The sequence below is a fragment of the Agromyces sp. Marseille-P2726 genome (assembly GCF_902809835.1).
GTDB lineage: Bacteria > Actinomycetota > Actinomycetes > Actinomycetales > Microbacteriaceae > Agromyces.
The window spans coordinates 165,559-178,109 of the sequence record NZ_CADDWM010000014.1; the positions used below are offsets into that span (position 1 = coordinate 165,559).

The 12,551-nt window shown below is 66.6% G+C and carries 13 protein-coding genes and 1 pseudogene; 9 read left to right on the top strand and 5 right to left on the bottom strand.

The window, feature by feature from the left end; all coding sequences use genetic code 11:
* Nucleotides 1-210: 210 nt before the first annotated feature.
* The 3 genes and pseudogenes from HUS56_RS10235 to HUS56_RS17305 all read right to left on the bottom strand — a co-directional run.
* Nucleotides 211-786, bottom strand: coding sequence for an HNH endonuclease (locus HUS56_RS10235; RefSeq protein ID WP_217423993.1), 576 nt, complete (start codon nucleotides 784-786; stop codon nucleotides 211-213).
* 51 nt (nucleotides 787-837) lie between these two features.
* Nucleotides 838-1,587: a hypothetical protein gene (locus tag HUS56_RS17300; RefSeq protein WP_254431440.1), complete on the bottom strand. Its 750-nt coding sequence runs from the start codon at nucleotides 1,585-1,587 to the stop codon at nucleotides 838-840.
* Between the two features lie 134 nt (nucleotides 1,588-1,721).
* Nucleotides 1,722-2,084: pseudogene (locus tag HUS56_RS17305) on the bottom strand (NINE protein); the annotation flags it as partial.
* A gap of 309 nt (nucleotides 2,085-2,393) precedes the next feature.
* Here HUS56_RS17305 and HUS56_RS10250 point away from each other — a divergent pair.
* The 4 genes from HUS56_RS10250 (at nucleotide 2,394) to HUS56_RS10265 (ending at nucleotide 5,628) form a co-directional block, all read left to right on the top strand.
* Nucleotides 2,394-2,774, top strand: coding sequence for a hypothetical protein (locus tag HUS56_RS10250; protein WP_173923343.1), 381 nt, complete (start codon nucleotides 2,394-2,396; stop codon nucleotides 2,772-2,774).
* 315 nt (nucleotides 2,775-3,089) lie between these two features.
* Complete coding sequence (locus tag HUS56_RS10255) at nucleotides 3,090-4,346, top strand: hypothetical protein (RefSeq protein WP_173923344.1); 1,257 nt, start codon at nucleotides 3,090-3,092, stop codon at nucleotides 4,344-4,346.
* Nucleotides 4,347-4,769: 423 nt separating this feature from the next.
* The gene (locus HUS56_RS10260; protein ID WP_173923345.1) at nucleotides 4,770-5,285 is read left to right on the top strand and encodes a hypothetical protein; all 516 of its coding nucleotides are present in this window, start codon (nucleotides 4,770-4,772) and stop codon (nucleotides 5,283-5,285) included.
* A complete protein-coding gene (locus tag HUS56_RS10265; protein ID WP_173923346.1) occupies nucleotides 5,272-5,628 on the top strand; it encodes a hypothetical protein in 357 nt (118 codons plus the stop codon). Before HUS56_RS10260 ends, HUS56_RS10265 begins: the two co-directional genes overlap by 14 nt.
* Nucleotides 5,629-5,969: 341 nt before the next feature.
* On the opposite strand, the gene HUS56_RS17420 is transcribed toward HUS56_RS10265, so the two are convergent.
* Nucleotides 5,970-6,104: a hypothetical protein gene (locus HUS56_RS17420; protein ID WP_256368801.1), complete on the bottom strand. Its 135-nt coding sequence runs from the start codon at nucleotides 6,102-6,104 to the stop codon at nucleotides 5,970-5,972.
* Nucleotides 6,101-6,262, bottom strand: a complete 162-nt coding sequence (locus HUS56_RS10270) for a hypothetical protein (RefSeq protein ID WP_173923347.1) — start codon at nucleotides 6,260-6,262, stop codon at nucleotides 6,101-6,103. Before HUS56_RS10270 ends, HUS56_RS17420 begins: the two co-directional genes overlap by 4 nt.
* 239 nt (nucleotides 6,263-6,501) lie before the next feature.
* On the opposite strand from HUS56_RS10270, the gene HUS56_RS10275 reads away from it, so the two are divergent.
* The 5 genes from HUS56_RS10275 to HUS56_RS10295 all read left to right on the top strand — a co-directional run bounded on the left by HUS56_RS10275 (nucleotide 6,502) and on the right by HUS56_RS10295 (nucleotide 12,548).
* Complete coding sequence (locus tag HUS56_RS10275) at nucleotides 6,502-9,462, top strand: glycoside hydrolase family 38 C-terminal domain-containing protein (RefSeq protein WP_173923348.1); 2,961 nt, start codon at nucleotides 6,502-6,504, stop codon at nucleotides 9,460-9,462.
* Nucleotides 9,459-10,784 carry an MFS transporter gene (locus tag HUS56_RS10280; RefSeq protein ID WP_173923349.1) on the top strand — a complete coding sequence of 442 codons (1,326 nt, stop codon included), beginning with the start codon at nucleotides 9,459-9,461 and terminating at the stop codon, nucleotides 10,782-10,784. The genes HUS56_RS10275 and HUS56_RS10280 overlap by 4 nt, the downstream gene beginning before the upstream one ends.
* A 45-nt stretch (nucleotides 10,785-10,829) precedes the next feature.
* Nucleotides 10,830-11,093, top strand: a complete 264-nt coding sequence (locus tag HUS56_RS10285; protein WP_173923350.1) for a type II toxin-antitoxin system Phd/YefM family antitoxin — start codon at nucleotides 10,830-10,832, stop codon at nucleotides 11,091-11,093.
* Nucleotides 11,083-11,508 carry a type II toxin-antitoxin system VapC family toxin gene (locus tag HUS56_RS10290; protein ID WP_173923351.1) on the top strand — a complete coding sequence of 142 codons (426 nt, stop codon included), beginning with the start codon at nucleotides 11,083-11,085 and terminating at the stop codon, nucleotides 11,506-11,508. The genes HUS56_RS10285 and HUS56_RS10290 overlap by 11 nt, the downstream gene beginning before the upstream one ends.
* A gap of 197 nt (nucleotides 11,509-11,705) precedes the next feature.
* On the top strand, nucleotides 11,706-12,548 hold the full coding sequence (locus tag HUS56_RS10295) for a hypothetical protein (protein WP_173923352.1): 843 nt from the start codon (nucleotides 11,706-11,708) through the stop codon (nucleotides 12,546-12,548).
* Nucleotides 12,549-12,551: the final 3 nt, after the last annotated feature.

Below are 12,551 nucleotides of genomic sequence, written 5' to 3' on the forward strand. Positions count from 1 at the left end.
GCCGCACGCGACGCCACTTCGACCGGAAGCCCTTCCGGGATTCCATTTCCTGCGTTCCGTCCGGAAGGCAGTAGAACAGAATCTCAGTGAGAGGGTGGTTCATCAATACCCCCGAATGGGGCATACCCTCAGGAGCCATGGATTGTGCTCACACTCGACCACTTGGCGGTCGTGCGCCTGATCATCTCGGGCCCCTCGGTGCATATCGGGCTACGCGCGCAGACTTGCGTTCGCGACACGCTCGCGAATCAACTCCACGGTCGCCTCCGCATCCCTCATTGCAAGGAGGATCCCCGCGTGATTTCGCCAGTGCTGCTCCCACAGCTCCTCACCGACCACCGCTGCGAAGTCGACTCGTGTGGGAGTCTGCCACTGCTCGTACGCGGTAAGGCGGTCTGCCCGATCCTGCAGGCGGGCGATCCCCCGCGTTGCAGGCGACAGCCGGGCCGAGCTGAACATCCACTCACGCCATGGCTTGTTGCCCTTGCTCTGATTGCATTTGCCGCAAGACGGGACGAGGTTGTGTATCTCGGAGATGTAACCAGTCGGCTTCTTCCCGACCACAAGAGGGCGAAGGTGGTCCCATTCGGTGGCCGTGTCGCCACAATATGCGCACGTCACCGAGTCCGCCATGCCGAGGATGAATAGCGCCTCATCGACTTGTTCGTTCGTCGGAGGAATGACCGGAATGATCCCGTTCACGAATGAATTTGTGATGCTCGAAGAGCGCCCGGTAATGCGAACCGGCTTGGGCATAGCGAATCGGAACACGACGGGATGGGTCACTCGATGAGCATATGGCGGGCGACCACCAAGGGGTCGCCCGCCCCGCGGTCCCTACAGCGAAGCGAACGCCTCGAAACGCACATCCCCGGGCAGGTTCTCGACGTTCCACAACGACGACTCGAACTGCGCCGTACCGCCGGCCGGCAAGCGATCGATGAACGTGAAGTCGCCGCCGACGATCTTCCCCGCAGCATCCCGGGCGATCACCGAGACGGTCACAAGGTCCTGGTCCTCGCTGAAGGTCGAGGTGACCTTGCCGGTCACATCCATCCATCCGTACTCCGCGGCGGTCGCGAGCTCGGAGACGCTGAACGACCCCGTCTCCGCGGCCGGAGAGGAGGTTGCCGCGGCGCTCGTCGGACCGCGGACGTCGAGCTTGGCGATCGTGCCGGAGCCGATCCCGAAGAAGTCGCCGACCACCACGGTGCGACCCTGGAGGATCGTCGTGTAGTCGATTCCCGAGTCGAGGATGACGCCGTTCGCGTCCACCGCCTCCACGGTGATGCCCGCTGACGGGAAGACGTAGTCGGCGTTCGGGTTCTCGAGCACCACGGCGTACCACCACGTGTCGGAGTCGATGTCCTTCCCGAAGGCCGTCTCGACGACGGCGAGCTCCTGAATGGCGGGCGCGGCGGGTTCTTCCGGTTCCGGCGCGGATGCGGCGTCCGCTTCGCTCTCGTCGTCAGCAGCGGATGCCGCGCCGGCGACGGGCTCGGTCGTGGCGGACTCGACTGCTCGATCGCCGCTCCGACACCGTTCACGATGAGCGAGACGACGAGCACGACGCCGGTGACGATCCACGCCATCGTGCGGTACCTGGCGTAGCCCTCGAGCGGGCGGCCGAGCTTGTCACGCTGCGCTCCGGCGAGCACGAGGACCAGGTCGACGAGCACCCACACGCCGAGCCCGCCCAGGGTGAACAGCTTCGCGAGCGCCGTGCCGATCTTGCCGAGGTAGAACCGGTCGACCCCGAAGACGCCGAGGAGGAGCGCGAATAGCCAGGTCGCGATGAACGACTTTCGCGGGGTCGGATCAGCGGTCGAGGGCGCGGCGACGGCTGCCGGGTCGGCGAGCGTCGCGGTCGCAGTGGGTGCCGCGGTGGTGGTGACGGATGCCGCGTCGCCGGCGTTGTGGGTGACGTGCCCAGTGGCACCCGTGGCATCCGCTCCGGGTGCCCTGTGCTCGGTCCAGTCGTTGCCGTCCCAGTACCGCTGTCCGCCGGTGCCGTCGGGGTACCAGCCGGCGGGTGCGGCGGCGTTCGGATTGCCGCCCTCTGGGGTGTTCGTGGTGTCGCTCATGATCGCGTCCGTTCGCTGTGGGTGGGCGCCGCGAATGCGCGACGCCGCCGTCAGGTCGACAGCCGACCGACGTTACTGAAGGCGACCGACGTAGCGCCGTCGCGATCGCGCTGAGCCAGTGTTGCCGGGGTGCGCAAATCGATTCTGATCAGCGGATGCCGCGGCATCCGCCCCACAACCGGGCACACGCCTACTCGGCGGCTCGATCGAGCGGATGTCAGTGGCACTCCATACCGTCGGAATCTTCGGCTACGGCTGGAGTCAGCAAGGAGCACCGACATGGGCTCGGACTCGCCTCTCAGTGCACGGATGGACGCGCAGCTTCGCGCGGCGGGCATCCCCGTGGACCACATCGATCGCCCGCAGTTCCTCGCCGACGTCCAAGCGCTCGAGCTTCGGCTCGCGATCATCGACGACCGCTTCGAGCGGCTCGCCGCGCGCCCGGATGATGCTTATCAGACGTGGCGTCGGGACACCGTGACGCGACTGCGGTCGGTCGCCGACCGTGCGGGATCGCTCGAAGCACACGGCGCTCTCGATGCGCCCCAGCGGCGCCGCGTGGCCGCGCTGCTGACGGTGCTGCGGCGTCGTATTCATGGGCTTGATGAGGCTCACGCCAAGTTCCGCGACCGGCGCGTACGACGGCGGGATGGGCCGCTCTTTCGCGGGGCTGAGTTCCTGGTGCGGTGAGGACTATCCGCCCAGAACGGGGGCATGACTGCATCCAGGTGAGGAGAGCATCCTCATGGATACTGCACCATCGTCGCAGGCCGGTATGGGTGGCCCAGCTCGACCAGGATCCGTTCATTCAGGGCGTTTTCGAACACCAATGAGATCCCGCGGCACGGGGAAAGGTAATCGCGGCTTTATCCGTCGATTCGAGCGGTCATACTGAATCACCGAACAACCCGACGGTGGGCGCCCACGTGCTCTCCCCTATCCGCCAGGAGCCAACCCTTGGATCACCAGCCAGCCGTCCCAGTGTGGACTATCGCCACCGAGCCTATGAACGTGCCGAGCCTGATCGGCGACGAAGGCATGAGCGCAGGGCGGCTAGACGAGCTGCGCACGGCGCTCGCCGCGTTCGCCGACATCCCGCTTGCCACGCTGGAGGCGCATCCGATGCCGGCGAAGCGAGACAGAGCCGGTGGCATCGTCCTCCACGCGACGAGTCCGCTCGCCCAGCAGTTGTCGCAACTCGTCACGCAGACGGCGAGGACGGCGCCGGCCAACTTGAACCTCGGCGCCACCGGTGAGGTGCTGTACCGAATGGTTGTGCCGGCGAAAGTCGCGGCTCAGGTTGGCCAAGGACTCGTGAAGCCGATGACTTCGACGGCCGTCGCGGGAGGGGTGTACTCAGCTCTGCGCGATTCCACTGGCATCGTGGCGAAGGCAACCTTCGTTCCTGTCGCCGGCAAGGCCGCCGTCGCAGGCGCCGCAACGGGCTCCGCCGCGACAGCCGGCGTGGCCGTCGCGACGGGGGGCGCGATCACCGTGGCCGCGCCGCTCGTCCTGATGGCTGTGGCAGTCGGCGTCAGCGCGTACGCCGACCGGCAGCGACAGAAGGCGATCGAGCACATCACCCGACTGCTCGAACAACTGCACGACAACAACCTCGCGCGCGAGCGTAGCGAACTCGACGCGTGCCGCGACGCAATCGACAAGGCGACGTCGATTCTGCTCGATAAGGGCAAGATCGGACACTCGCTCGGACTGGATTCGGCATCGTTCGCCATCAGCAAGGCGATCTCGGACACGAAGACCCGGCTTTCGAAGTGGGAGGAAGGATTGGCGTCGCTCCCCGACGGCCCCGTGGAGATCGCGGCTCTCACAAAATCGTTCCCGGGCGTCAACGAGGATGGAGGCGAATTCCGAGCGCACGTCGAACTCGCGCGACTGGCCATCGCCCTGAAGCGCCGCGTGCTGGTGCTGGAAGCGGTCGAACACGCGCAACTCGACGAGTCGGGCAACCCCTTCACGCGGTTCGTAGGGGCACTGCGGGACGACGAGCGGCAGGTCGACGAGCTCGAAGCGCGGATCCGCACCGTCCTTCTTCGCCTGTCTTCGCTCGAACTGAAGCGGCACGGCGGTATTCGCCCCGCGTTCACGCCCCGCGAGGTCGACAAGCTCTTGAAGGCCGTCTATGGCCTACACGCGTTGGGAGACGGGATCGACAACCGAACCGTTCTGACCGACGTCGCGATCGAGATCGAGCGAAGCAGCGATGGATCGCTGAAGGTGTTCCCGGCGGTCGCCGCGTAAGAGTTCAAGTCCTCCGCACGCCGGGCGCTCGGCCGGATCGATCGAATGCCCGCGCGTGAGAGCCCAGCCTCAACAGGTGGGCACTGCGAAACCTCTCGGGCGCTGCGATGTGAGGTGCCAGACCTGATCACCGCAGACTGCGCACGGATATGCGGCCCGCAAATGCCGACCCGAGGCGTTGAGCTTGCTGCCGGCGCGCAGCGCGGCCCATCGGGTTGGGAATCGGACCTTCGTGCATTCGGGTCGCATCAGCGCACCCCTCTCGGATCGTGAGAAAGAGAGTGCGCTGCAGTTCTATGCCTGCCCGTCACCTGAGCCCGCGACCTTATGGTCCGGACCCGCGGAACGCTGTAAGCGTGGATTCGTGGCGATGCTAGCAGGCACGCTGTGCGGATGACCACCGCGGCATATACTCCCCAACATATGGACGAGTCGGCCGCCCTCGACACGACCGCGGGGCGCGCCGTAGAGACGGCTGACCGCGAGCGCGTGCTGTGGTCGGACGCCGACCGGGAGTGGGCGAGCCGCGCGGCCGCGACGATCGTGGGGGAGCGGGCGAGCGCGGACGAGTTCCTGGGGCGGCGGGCGCAGCTCGTGCTCGAGCGGATCGGGACGCGCCAGCCGGCCGTGACGCGCACAGTGCGCGGCATCCGATGGCGGCCGTGGGTGGGCGTGGCGACCGCGATCGCGGCGTTCCTGTTCGGCGTGCTCATCGATTGCATCGGCGGCGGGTCGAGCATCAACCTGCTCGCGCCGCCGGTGTTCGCGCTCGTTGTGTGGAACCTGGTCGTGTACGTCTGGCTGCTGCGGCCGTCGGTGCTCAGGGGCGGGGCGGCCGGTCCGCTGCGGTCGCTGCAGCCCCGGTCGGGGGTCTGGCACTTCCATGTTCGGCGCGTGCTGGGTGGCACTACTTGCAGGCGAGCTCTTGGATCAGCTTGATCGACACTGCTGCGGCGAATCGCTCGGGTGGCTCGGTCTGCAAGAGCTCGATGGTCGACTCGATCTCGATCGCCAACGCGGCGAACTCGTCGGCACGAGAGCGAACCATATCGACGAGATCATCGGTGTCCTCGGCGAAGACGGCCTCCATGGTGAGAGCGCAGAACTCCGAGCTCCGCATTCGGTCCAGGGTTTCTGCGTTGCGCTGGACCGCCGCTTTGAGGTCGTCGAAGCTGCTCGACAGAGCCGCTTCGTCGGCGACCCTGGCGGCATCGTCACCGAGCCGGCCGATGTCGTCCGAAAGTGTGCCTCCGGACTGCACGAAGGTGTCGACGTGCTGTGAGGCGACGGTTCCGACTCTCTGGAGCGGAGCGCATCCAGTGAGCGAGAGAAGCGCGAGAGAGATGCCGAACACGGGCATCCACGGCCGGATGGGACGTCGCATGTCGTCCTCCATTCTCGGAGTGGACCGTCGGATGCAAGTCTCCTCTTGGTCGTCCCGGCGAGATGCCTCCAGTTCTTGGGGCATTTGTGCGGCGGGTTGCCCGGGGTGCCGCGGCATCCGCTCGATGGGCGCAGCCAAGAGCGGATGCTTCACCGAGCGCGGTATCGGAGTACCGGAGTACCGCGAAGTCGCGGAGGAGACCATTCCGCCCAGGCACGAGACATTGGGGCAGCGACGCCCTACGGATCCCGCGACAGCGTGCAGCTCACCGTGTACGTGCCGTTCGAGACGGTGTCGTACACCGCGATCGCGGTCGTGCGCTTGCGCTCGGCGGGCTCGTTCGGGCTGAGACCCGCCACGGGGTACGAGGTCACGCCGTGCGCGCCGCCGAGCGTGTCGGGTCCTCGATCACGAAGTCGAGGGACTGCGTGAAGGCAACCGACTTGCTCGGGCTGCCGCGCTGCACCACCTCGAAGTCGATGTCGTCGATCCGGCGGTACGCGCTCTGCACGGCGGCCGGGACATCCGACACCGAAAGCTGGTCGAGGCGGGTCAGCGGCCGCGAGATGTCGGCGGCATCACACTACCGTCGCAATCTTCGGCTACGGCTGGAGTCAGCAAGGGGGCACCGACATGGGCTCGGGCTCACCTCTCAGCGCACGGATGGACGCACAACCCGATGCGGCAGCAAGTTCGGCGTCCATCGCAACCCATAGGCTGGGCGGGGCGGCAGAGGGGCGCCGCGGGTCGTCGGGAGGTAGGATGCTCGGGGTGCTGGCGACGCTGCCGGGGCTGGTCGACAAGCATCCGTTCCACGGCCGGCGACTGCGCGCGATTCGCAGCCGCGTCTACCGCAAGATCGTCGACCTGCATGCCGACGTCGTCCGCTCGCCCGAGCCGATCTCGTTCACCGAACTCGACCGCGGCGCATTCGAACCGATCCGCGCCGGCGCCCGCTTCGGCCGGCCGCTCGAATGCGCGTGGCTGCACCTCACGGGCGACGTGCCGGCGGCTCCTGCAGATCCCGTCGTCATGCTCGGAATCCGCGGCGAGGGACTCGTCTACTCTCCCGACGGAACGATGCTCGACTCGATCAGCACGGTGTGGACCCAGGGCGATCTGCCGCACAGCGGGGGAAGGTTCCGGCCGGTTCCGCACGCCGACCTGTCGACGGGCCGGGTGGACCTCTACGCCGACGTCGCCTTCAACGGCTTCCTGTTCTTCGGCGCCGGGCGTGGCGTGTACTTCGGCGCCCACCTCGCCGAGCGCGACGAGGACGCGTTCGGGCTCTACTACGACTACCTCACGCTGTTCGCCCTGGCCGAGTCGACCGACGATTCTCGGCTCGCGGCCGATCTGTTCACAGCGCTCGGCGAGGCGTACTCCCGTTTCGCCAAGGGAGACAACAGATCCGCCCGGGCGCGGCTCGCGGAAGAGCTCTCGCAGCCTTCCACGAGTGCGTTCACCTACAGCGCCGTCGGTCACGGCCACCTCGACACGGCGTGGGTGTGGCCGATTCGCGAGACGAAGCGCAAGGCAGCGCGCACGTTCGTCAAGGCGCTGGACTCGATCGACCGCTACGACGACTTCATCTACGGCACGAGCGAGCCGCAGCAGCTGCTGTGGACGAAGGAGCGTCACCCCGAGCTGTTCGACCGGGTGAAGGATGCCGTGGCGCAGGGCCGCATCGAACTGCAGGGGTCGTTCTGGGTTGAACCCGACACGAATCTGCCCAGCGGGGAATCGCTGATCCGCCAGGCTCTGGTCGGCAGAAGGTTCCTGAAGGACGAGTTCGGGCTCGACGATGAGGACCTGCGGCTGTGTTGGTTGCCCGACACCTTCGGATACAGCGGCAACCTCCCCCAGATCCTTCGCGGCTGCGGCATGGACTGGTTCCAGACCATCAAGCTGTCGTGGAACAGCGTCAACGTGTTCCCGCACCGCACGTTCCACTGGGAGGGGATCGACGGGTCTTCGGTGCTCGTGCACATGCCGCCGGAAGGCGACTACAACAGCCGCGCCGCGGCCGACGGTCTACTCAAGGGCATCGACCAGTATCCCGAGCGAGACCTGCGGACGGCACTGCTGGTGTACGGCGCCGGCGACGGAGGGGGCGGACCCGGCGAGGTGCACCACGAGCTGCTCCGGCGCGAGGGATCGCTGCGTGGGCTTCCGAAGGTTGAGAAGTCCACGGCATCCGCCTTCTTCCGAGCTCTCGAGCAACGCGACATCCCCCAGCGACACTCCGGCGAGCTCTACTTGGAAACGCACCAAGGCACGTACACCACGATCGGGCATACGAAGCGGCACAACCGCATCGCCGAACGCAAGCTGCACGAGGTCGAGGCGCTCGCCGCCCTGGCGGGCGCTGAGGTGAACGCCGAGCTCGAGCCGCTGTGGCGCGACGTGCTGCTGAACCAGTTCCACGACATCCTTCCCGGCTCGTCGATCGAGCGGGTCAACCGCGAAGCGCGTGAGTCGTACGCAGCCGTCGAGACAGCGCTCGATCGCATCGGCGCACGGTTGATGAGCGAGCTGCCCCGCGACGATGCCGGCGCGTCGGCGATCAACCTCACCTCGTTCCCCCGGCGCGACCACCTCCGCGTCGGCGGTCGGTGGTGGTCGGCCGACGTCGACCCGTATGCGGCCGCACGTCTGCAGCCGGCCGGCTCGTTCTCCGAGCTGTCGCACTCCGCCGACACGATCTCGAACGGCCTGCTCACGGTGCGCTTCGACCCCAGCGGCGAGCTCGTTTCGTGCGTCGACGCCGCGGGCACCGAACACGTGGCCGGAGGGTTCAACCGCCTCGCGATGTACAAGGACCCCCGCCAGTTCCCGTTTGAAGCGTGGGACATCGACCCCGGCTACGTCGACACGAAACCGCAGGTGCTGGCTGTCACCTCCCACCGCACCTCGATCGACGGGCCCCTCGTCATCCGCCACCACGAGTACCGCGCGCCGAAGGTCACCGTGCATCAGCGCGTCGTGCTCGAGGCGGGCAGCCCCGTCATCCGGTTCGAGACGCACGTCGACTGGCGTGAGCGACACCGGATGCTGCGCGCCGAATTCCGCCCGCGTCATTACGGCGCCGAGGCGCTGTGCGAGATCCAGTTCGGGCATATCGCCCGCCCGACGACTGAGCGCGACCCCATGGAGAAGGCCCAGTTCGAGATCTGCGCCCACAAGTGGATCGCGACGGTGTCGAGTGACGATGGGTCGGATGCCGGTGGGTCGGATGACCGAGGGGATGCCGGCGGGGTCGCCCTGCTCAACGATTCCAAGTACGGGCATCGGGCGAAGAACGGGCTCATCAGCCTCAACCTGCTGCGGGCGCCGACCTTCCCCGACAAGACGGCCGACCGGGGCACCCACGAGTTCACGTATGCGTTCATGCCGTTCGCGCCCGACGATCTGGCCGCGGTCGTGCGCGAGGCCTACCGCCTGAACAATCCGCTGCTGATCGCCGACGGCGTGGTCTTCGACAGTGCCGTGTCGGCCGAGGACCCGAGCGTGGTGGTCGAGACCATCAAGCCCGCCGAGGACGGCTCGGGCGTGGTCGTGCGGGTGTACGAGAGCCTCGGGCGGCCGATCCGGACGGCGCTGCGCACCGGCATCCCGCACCGGCGAGCCATCGCAACCGACCTCATCGAGCGCCGTCTCGATCCCGTGGATCTCGCGCACCTGAGCTTCCGGCCGTTCGAGATCAAGACGATCCTGCTGGAGCGCCCGTGAGCGTCAGCGCCGCCGAAGCGCGGATCCCGAGCCGCCGCACGCAGCGGAGCTCGATCGTGGTGGCCGGGTTCGGCCAGAACCTCGTGCTGACGACGGTGACGACGTTCATCCTCCTCTACCTGTTGCAGTACGCCCGCATCAGCACCCAGGGCATGGCGGTCGTGACCGCCGTGATCACGGCCGCGAAGATCTTCGACGCGATCGACGACCCGGTCATGGGCAGCCTCATCGACATGACTCGCACACGCTGGGGCAAGCTGCGGCCGTACATCCTCTTCTCCGCCGTGCCGGTCGCGGTGCTGTCGACGCTGCTGTTCACCGTGCCGGATGTGTCCGAGACGGGCAAGCTCGTCTTCTTCGCCGTCTGCTACTTCTTGTGGGGCGTCGCGTACACCGTGTGCGATGTGCCGTTCTGGGGGATCATCGGCTCGGCGTTCAGCGAACCCCAGTACCGCATGCGAGTGATCTCAGACGTGCGGGCGTACGGCGCAATCGCGCTCGGGCTGGCGACGCTCGGGATGCCGTGGCTCGCGCTTTTGCTGAGCTCCGGCGACGAGACCACCGGCACCGGGTGGTCGCTGGCGGTGGGCGTCGTCTCGGTCCTGGGCATGGGGCTGTTCCTGCTCGCGTTCACGAACACGCGCGAGCGGCACACCCCCGGGGTGCAGGATCGGCTCACGCTCCGGCAGCTGTTCGGCACGCTGTTGCGCAACACGCCGTTGCTCATGGTGCTGATCGGGTCGGTGCTCGGCTTCGGCCGCTACATCGTGCAGGCCGGCGGCGCGGTGTTCGTCGTCATCGCCTACGACAACGAGGGCGCGTTCACCCTCATCGGCGCGGCGATCATCATCGGCATGGTGCTCGCGTCGTTCCTCACGCCGCTCCTGCTCACGGTCATGTCGGCGAAGACCCTGGTGATCGGCAGCTCGATGATCGGCGCGGCGCTGTATGTGGCGATGTTCCTCGCCGGGTTCGAGAACATCGTCGTGCTGCTGCTGTTCATCTTCCTCACCGGGATGACCCTCGGCATCTTCCTCGTCGTGCAGGCGACGATGATCGCTGACGCCGTGGACGACATCGAGCGCCGCACCGGGATGCGCAACGACGGAATCTCGTTCTCGAGCCTCACGTTCGTGTCCAAGATCATGGCCGCGCTGGCGGTGCTCGTCTTCGGCATGTTCATCGTGCTCGCCGGTTACGAGGCCGGTGTGACCGTGACCCCCGAGATGCAGTGGACCGTCTTTGCATCGCTCACCCTCGTTCCGGCCGCCAGCTGCCTGGTGTCGGCGATTCCGTTCGTGTTCTACCGCCTCAGTTGCTGAGTTTCGTCTGCAGCATCCCGTGCTACATGATGCTACTGTTGCGGGATGACGGGCGAGATCAGCCAGCGCGACCTTCGGATGCGCTCGCGGGAGATCATGGACGCCGTCGAGCGTGGTGAGTCGTTCACGGTGACGCGCGACGGGCACGAGATCGGTGAGCTCATTCCGCTGCGTCGTCGTCGCCGATTCGTGAGCCGCTCGGAGTTCGCTGCCATGTCGCGTACCGCCCCGGCGATCGACCTTGAAACGTTCCGTGCGAACGAAGAGGCCGTCATCGACACAGCATTCAACGACCCGTATGCCCGCTGAGCACCCACGAGGGCTTCTCGACACGAACATCGTGATTCTGCGGCGGTGGATCGATCCCGATGACCTACCCGCCGAAGTGGCTATCAGCGCGGTGACGTTGGCCGAACTCTCTGCAGGTGTGCACCTCGTGCGGGGAGCCGACAGCGCCACGGAACGCGCACGACGCATCGACGTGCTGCAACGAGTGGAGCACGAATTCGACCCGATCCCGTTCGACGTCGACGCTGCTCGCGCATTCGGTCGCATTTCGGCGGCGGTACAAGCGGTCGGCCGCACACCCCGGCGCCGAATCGCAGACCTCATGATCGCTGCCGTGGCGGCCGCGCAATCGCTTCCGCTCTACACGACGAACCCGCGCGACTTCGTGGGACTCGATGAGCTCCTCGAAGTCGAGGCAGTGTCTCGACCCGACTGACGCCATCCGACTCGCGCCAATGGCATTGTCGAAGAATCGCGGTCTGCACGATGATGTGATGTAGCTGGTACATGTGCAAGAGACGCTGATGTCACAAGATTCACCAATTGCGTGGGGGCGCGGACGGGGAAGTGACTACTCGAGATCGCACCAAGGCCGACTGGACTTCGCATCGCGGATGGAAGATCGCCGGCGCCGTGTTCGGGACCATCGTCGGGTTGGCCTCGATCCTCGGGGTGGTGTGGCAGATCTCGGGAATCGGCCAAGGTAGTGCATCATCAGGCGGTCCCGGCGGGGGCACCGCCGAGCCCCCGCCGAGCGCCTCGGCAACGCCGACTGGGAGTTCCGTCGCGGCACTCGCAGCAGACATCCATGTCGGGTTCCCCGCGGCTCGCATCGACGAACTGTTCGGCGGTCCGATCGCGACGCGAGTCCTCGATGGAAAACTCGGTTGGGTGGAGCATACGTACGCGCGTGACTCTGTCGCCGCTACGGCCGTCGTCGACGACTCGGGAATCACCGTCCTGTACTCAGTTCTGGTGTGTGAGCCCGATGTCGCGGCACCCTTCCAGACCCCGTCGGGGTCGACCGTCGTGCTGCAGGAACCGCCGATCGGGCAATCCGAGTCCTGGGACTCTGAAGAGGACCCGAATGAGCGGTCTTTGTACTATCTCGAAGGAGGCACCGGCAGCAGTCTCGGCCAATTGATCGAGGAATCCGTCGTGCCACAAGCAAGTGGCCATGGTTGGAAAACCCACTTGGTGGGGATCAATCGTGCCTGTGGAGACACCCTCTTCCTGACACCCGAGACGCCCACGGCGTTCGAGTACTTCGGGACGCTGGAAGATGCGCCTGCCGACCTCGTCGCGTTCCGTGAACGCACTCCGGCCAACTTCTACACCGAGATCGCAGACGACTACCGCATCACGGAATATGGTGTGATCGACTTCTTCGGAGCCGGCGGAGAGGCGCTCGGCGCGCTGGCCAGTGCCTACGTGCACGACCTCCCTCCCGGTTTCGCCGAGGACTCGAACGGCTGACGA